The organism is Candidatus Protofrankia californiensis (assembly GCF_900634765.1).
In the GTDB taxonomy this organism is placed as follows: Bacteria; Actinomycetota; Actinomycetes; order Frankiales; family Frankiaceae; genus Protofrankia; species Protofrankia californiensis.
Map to the genome: position 1 here is coordinate 18915 of NZ_CAAAFT010000495.1, position 5173 is coordinate 24087.

The following is a 5173-nucleotide window of genomic DNA, read 5'->3' on the forward strand; positions in this document are numbered from 1 at the left end:
GAACCGTGGTCACCGTCGCCGGTACCGGGACAGCGGGCTTCACCGGGGACGGCGGCCCGGCAGACCAGGCGGAACTGAGCAGCCCGGCCACGACCGCTGTCGACTCGGACGGAAACGTCTATGTCAGCGACTCGAGCAACCAGCGCATCCGGAAGATCGACGCGATAGGGATCATCACGACGATCGCCGGCACCGGAACGGCGGGCTTCACCGGGGACGGCGGCCCCGCCACCCAGGCCCAGATCAACAATCCCAACGGGCTGGCACTCGCCGCGGACGGCTCGATCTACATCGCCGACTACGGCAACCAGCGCATCCGGAAGATCACTCCAGACGGGATGATCTGGGCCATTGCAGGTAACGGCACCAAGGGTTTCTCCGGGGACGACGGCCCCGCCACGGCAGCCCAGATCAACAATCCCAACAGCATGGCCGTAGCTGCCGACGGCACCCTCTACGTGTCCGATCTCGGCAACGGGCGGATTCGCAAAATCATGACAAACGGCATCATCACGACCGTCGCCGGAAACGGGACCTACGGCTACGCCGGGGACGGCGGCCCGGCCATCCAGGCCGAACTGCGCATTCCCAGCGTCGCCATCAGCCCGGACGGTGTCCTCTACATCGCCGACTACGGCAACCAGCGCATCCGGCGGGTGACCGCCGACGGGGTGATCGCCACGGTTGCCGGCAACGGGACCGTGGGCTCCGCCGGGGACGGCACGGCCGCGACCCTGGCGCAGCTTTCGAGCCCGACCGGCGCCGCCGTCGACGGTGCCGGCAACCTCTACATCGCCGACGACAAGAACGACCGCATCCGGCGTGTCAGCCCCAAAGGCATCATCACGACCGTTGCCAGAGTCCAGTAGACCGGCCAGGAGCAGTCGGATCATGATCCTTTCCGCGTGTCGCCGACCACCCGAACAACCACCGGCCGCCGGTAGTGTGACCATATTTCCTGGTCATTTCCTTTTTCCTGTGCGCCGGCAGCCCCGAGGAACCGAGTAGGACCACGACATGGCAGTCGACCAGGCACGGGTAGCAGCCGCGTTACCGGACTACGACGTCGGTGATGAGCTCGGCCGCGGGGGCTTCGGTGTGGTGCTCGCCGGGCGGCACAAACTGATCCACCGCGACGTCGCCGTCAAGGTGCTGCACGAGGACGCCAGCGGGATCGAGGACGTCCGCGAGCGCTTCCTGGTAGAGGCACGGCTGCTCGCCGGATTCGACCATCCTCATGTCGTCCGTGTCTACGACTACGTGGAACGTGACGGCCTGTGCCTGTTGGTGATGGAAAAACTGACCGGCGGCAGCCTGCGCCGGAGGTTCACCGGCGGGCCGGACGGCCAACAGCAACGTGATCATGCTCTTTCCGCACTGCCAGAGGCCCGGACCACCGGCGGGCCGAGCCAGTTGGCGGCCTGCGCGATCGGGCTGTCGGCCGCCACCGCGCTCGCCGCGGCACATGCACGGGGCATCCTGCACCGGGACGTCAAGCCGGACAACCTGCTGTTCACCGACGCCGGTCTACCCAAGATGACCGACTTCGGCATAGCCAAGATTCTCGAGGCCACGGCGACCACCACCACCGGGCTGGTGGGCACGCCGCGCTACATGGCGCCTGAGCAGATCACCGGCGACCGTCTCAGCCCGGCGACGGACCTGTACGCTCTCGGGCTCGTCATCTACGAACTGCTGGCCGGACGGCCCCCGTTCGACCGGCACCTGACCGTCCCGGCAATGCTGTACCACCATCTCAACGTGCCACCCGCACGGCTGGCAGAGGCGCCGGGCCCGGTCGCCGCCGTGATCGGGCGCGCGCTGGAGAAGAACCCACCCGCGCGGCACGCCTCCGCCCAGGAGTTCGCCATCGATCTGGCGCTGGCCGCGGCCGGCGCCTATGGTCCCGGCTGGCTCACCGCCAGCGAGGTGCCCACGAGCCTGCCGGAGGCCGTCACCGAAGCGGCGCGGGGCAACGCGGCGGTCGCGACCCGATCCCCGGTATACCCGCGCCCAGCGGGGGCAACGGCAACCCCGCCGTGGTGGTTGGCATCCGGCGCGGACACGGGCACCGACACGACACGGCGGGTCAGACCACCGGACGCCTCACCGGCTGCGGCAACGGATCCACCGCCTGGTGAGCTCCCGAACGGCACGTTGGCAGGCAGCCGGGAGCCGGGCCGGAAGTACTCCGGGGTGCGTGGCTTCGGGGCGCGTGGCTCCGGAGCACGCGGCTCCGGGGCGCGCGGTGCGGTCGCCTTGTTCGGGAAGCGGCGTAACCGGATCGGGGCCGGTGTCCTTGTGATCACACTGGTTGCCGTCGCCGTCGGGTTCACGCGTGCACGCACCGGTTCCGACCCGCAACCAGGCCGGGCCGCATACAGCGGTCCCGCCCTCAAACTCGATCTTGTACAGGTGAACGGCCTCGCCATCGGCCCCGACGGGACCATCGTCGTGTCGGACGGCAGTGCCGGTCGCGTGCTGACCCTCAGCCAGGCCGGAGCCGTCCAGTGGTTGGCCGGCGCACGCAAGCCGTCGTCAACGGTGACACCGGGGGCGACCCCGCAGCCCGCGGCCGACACCGACGCCCGCAGGAAGGTGCTGGACTCGCCGGTCGCCGTGGCGGTCGACAAGGCCGGTGGGATCTACGTCGCCACCGGCACCTCCGACGGCCAGATCTTCAAAATCACAAAAGACGGCGCGATCGCCCTGGTGGCCGGCAGCGGCCCGGACGTGGATGGATTCACGGGAAACAACGGGACCGCGACCGCCGCGGAACTGTCGTACCCACGCGCAGTCGCAGTCGACAGGAACGGCGACGTCCTCGTTTCCGACGGCGCCCGAGTGCGGCGGGTCACGGTCGCAACCGGCAGGATCGCCGCGGTCGCGGGCTCGGTCACAGGCTCGGGCACCGCTGCCAAGGGAACCTCGGGTGACAACGGTCCGGCCGTCAACGCCCTGCTGACCAACCCGACGGACATCGTCATCGCCGGGGATGGCACCGTCTACGTCCTCGAACGGGACGCGAAAACGGTCCGGAAGATCAGTCCGAAGGGTGTCATCTCCCGCTTCGCGGGCACACCACCACCAGCGGCAGGCGCACCATCGTCCGCGTCGACAGCCACCGCCTCGCCGCCGCCGGTCGGCAGCGTCGGGGACGGCTCCCCGGCGACCGAGGTGACACTCGGCGATCCCGCCGGGATCGCACTGGCTCCCAACGGTGATCTCTACATCGCCGACTACACGAGCAACGTGGTCCGCCTGGTGAACGCGGCCACCGGGCTGATCAGCACCTTCGCCGGATCGCACACCGCCACCGATGCCGGTGACGGAGGTGACGTGCGCGAGGCACGGGTCTACGCGCCGACCGGGATTGCCGTCGACGGTACCGGTGCGGTCTACATCGCCCAGTACGGTGGCATCGTCCGCAGGGTCGGGCGGGACGGCATCATATCCACCATCCTCAAGCACTCCTGACGCCGTCAGGCACTCCCGACGCACGCCTTACCGGCCCTCACCCCGGCCTTATCCCGCACCGTCCCGCACCGTCCCAGACACACCTGGTCGCTTGCGGACATCATGATCCTTACGGACATCGAGCGATGACGGCGACGTTCAGCACCGTGCCTGCCAACGCAACCACGTGCCCAGGTTCCCGGACAGAAGGCGCCCAGAGTAGCCATTCGATTACGCAGACGAGTCATCAACGTGTCGGAGCACCGTGGACGGCGGGAGGCTCCGGTGAGCGTGGACGGCGCCTGTCCACCCCGTCTCCCGCGAGGTCCGGCATGACCGTGAAGAAACTGACGCACCTGTCCCTGCTCGCCCTTCTGATCTTTTATCTGGCGAACACGCCAAGTGATGCCGCTTACGTGGTCCGCTCGGCGGTCAACGTGCTCGGGGACGCCGCGGAGGGCCTGTCCCGCTTCGTCACCGACGTCGCATGAGTCGCGACACGCGGATCACCGTCCGCCGCTCCCGCCGCGAAGCCGGCGGATTCCTCCGATCATGCCCGGAGGGGCGGCCGGGGTTATGCGGGATACCCGGACGGCGGCGCCCACGCGGACACGCCTGGACGGAACGGGCCCACCTCTCACGTAACGGCCAGTCACGTGGCGGCCAGCGGGCGGGTAACCGCCACGATCGACGTCCAGTCCGACAGATCGGATTCGACCACACCCCAGCGGGCGCCCTTCGCGGCGATCACCCGGCCGTCCCCGACATACATCCCGACGTGGCCCGGCGCTGCGGGCGTGCCGTCGGCCCCGGGAATGAACAGCAGGTCACCGGGCTGCGGATCCACCGCGGACACCTGCGGACCCGCCCGCATCTGGTCGACGGTGACCCGCGGAAGCGACACCCCGATCTGCCGGTACGCCGCCTGCACCAGCGAGGAGCAGTCCCAGGCGTCCGGCCCGGTCGCGCCCCACACGTAGGGCTTGCCGATCTGGCTTTCCATGAACTCCAGCACCGGGGCCACGGCGGACGCGGACACCGTGCCGCCGGTGATGGCGTCGATGGCGTCGCCGTAGACCTGCGCCTGGGCGAGGATGGTCCGGACGTAGTTGCGGGTCTCCGTGTACGGCGGAACCCCTGCATAGGCAAGCACCGCACCCGGCCCGGCGTTGTAGGCCGCGAGCATCTTCTCCCGCGGGTCCGCCGAAACGGACGCGGTAGCCGCGGCCACGGCGCAGTCATAGCGAGCCGCGGCGGGGATGGCGTCGGCCGGGTTCCACACGTCGCCGTGGCCATGGATGGCCCAGGTCTCGGGCATGAACTGGGCAATGCCCATCGCGCCGACACCGGACCGGGCGTTCGGGTTGAAACCGGACTCCTGGTGAAGCTGGGCGGCCAGCACCGCCGGGGACACTTCGGCGCAACCGGCGTTGTTCGCGGCTTCGACGATCAACGGCAGGTACTCCGGCGGGATGCCGTCGGCGTTCCTGATCGTCCGGTGCTCGTCGGAGCCGTTGTTCTCGATGAACGGACCAGCAATGATCACGACGATGGCCGTGACGCCGAAGACGAACGCGACGGCGGTACCGACCAGCCCCAGGCCACCCCAGAGCATCCACCGTTGTCGGCGCCGACGCGCGCGATCCATGTCCGGGGCCACGGCTTAGCGGCCCGGCGCGTCGCCGTAGGAGTTCGCCAGATCCGCGCCGGCCACCAG

General features: G+C 69.4%; 4 protein-coding genes. 3 read left to right on the forward strand and 1 reads right to left on the reverse strand.

The window, feature by feature from the left end; genetic code table 11:
- The 3 genes from DD1DGNOD_RS25880 to DD1DGNOD_RS27560 all read left to right on the forward strand — a co-directional run.
- The coding region (locus DD1DGNOD_RS25880) for an SMP-30/gluconolactonase/LRE family protein (protein WP_206443436.1) at positions 1–869 on the forward strand (869 nt) is incomplete at its 5' end.
- Positions 870–1017: 148 nt separating this feature from the next.
- Positions 1018–3477 carry a serine/threonine-protein kinase gene (locus tag DD1DGNOD_RS25885; protein WP_131771214.1) on the forward strand — a complete coding sequence of 820 codons (2460 nt, stop codon included), beginning with the start codon at positions 1018–1020 and terminating at the stop codon, positions 3475–3477.
- Positions 3478–3788: 311 nt separating this feature from the next.
- Positions 3789–3947 carry a hypothetical protein gene (locus DD1DGNOD_RS27560; protein WP_165035290.1) on the forward strand — a complete coding sequence of 53 codons (159 nt, stop codon included), beginning with the start codon at positions 3789–3791 and terminating at the stop codon, positions 3945–3947.
- 161 nt (positions 3948–4108) lie between these two features.
- On the opposite strand, the gene DD1DGNOD_RS25890 is transcribed toward DD1DGNOD_RS27560, so the two are convergent.
- The gene (locus DD1DGNOD_RS25890) at positions 4109–5071 is read right to left on the reverse strand and encodes a bifunctional lytic transglycosylase/C40 family peptidase (RefSeq protein ID WP_241251872.1); all 963 of its coding nucleotides are present in this window, start codon (positions 5069–5071) and stop codon (positions 4109–4111) included.
- Positions 5072–5173 lie beyond the last annotated feature (102 nt).

What these genes read in the sequence shown, in the direction of transcription:
- DD1DGNOD_RS25890 (WP_241251872.1), bottom strand. Translation starts at nt 5,071, where the DNA reads ATGCTCTGGGGTGGCCTGGGGCTGGTCGGTACCGCCGTCGCGTTCGTC.
- DD1DGNOD_RS27560 (WP_165035290.1), top strand. Translation starts at nt 3,789, where the DNA reads ATGACCGTGAAGAAACTGACGCACCTGTCCCTGCTCGCCCTTCTGATC.
- DD1DGNOD_RS25885 (WP_131771214.1), top strand. Translation starts at nt 1,018, where the DNA reads ATGGCAGTCGACCAGGCACGGGTAGCAGCCGCGTTACCGGACTACGAC.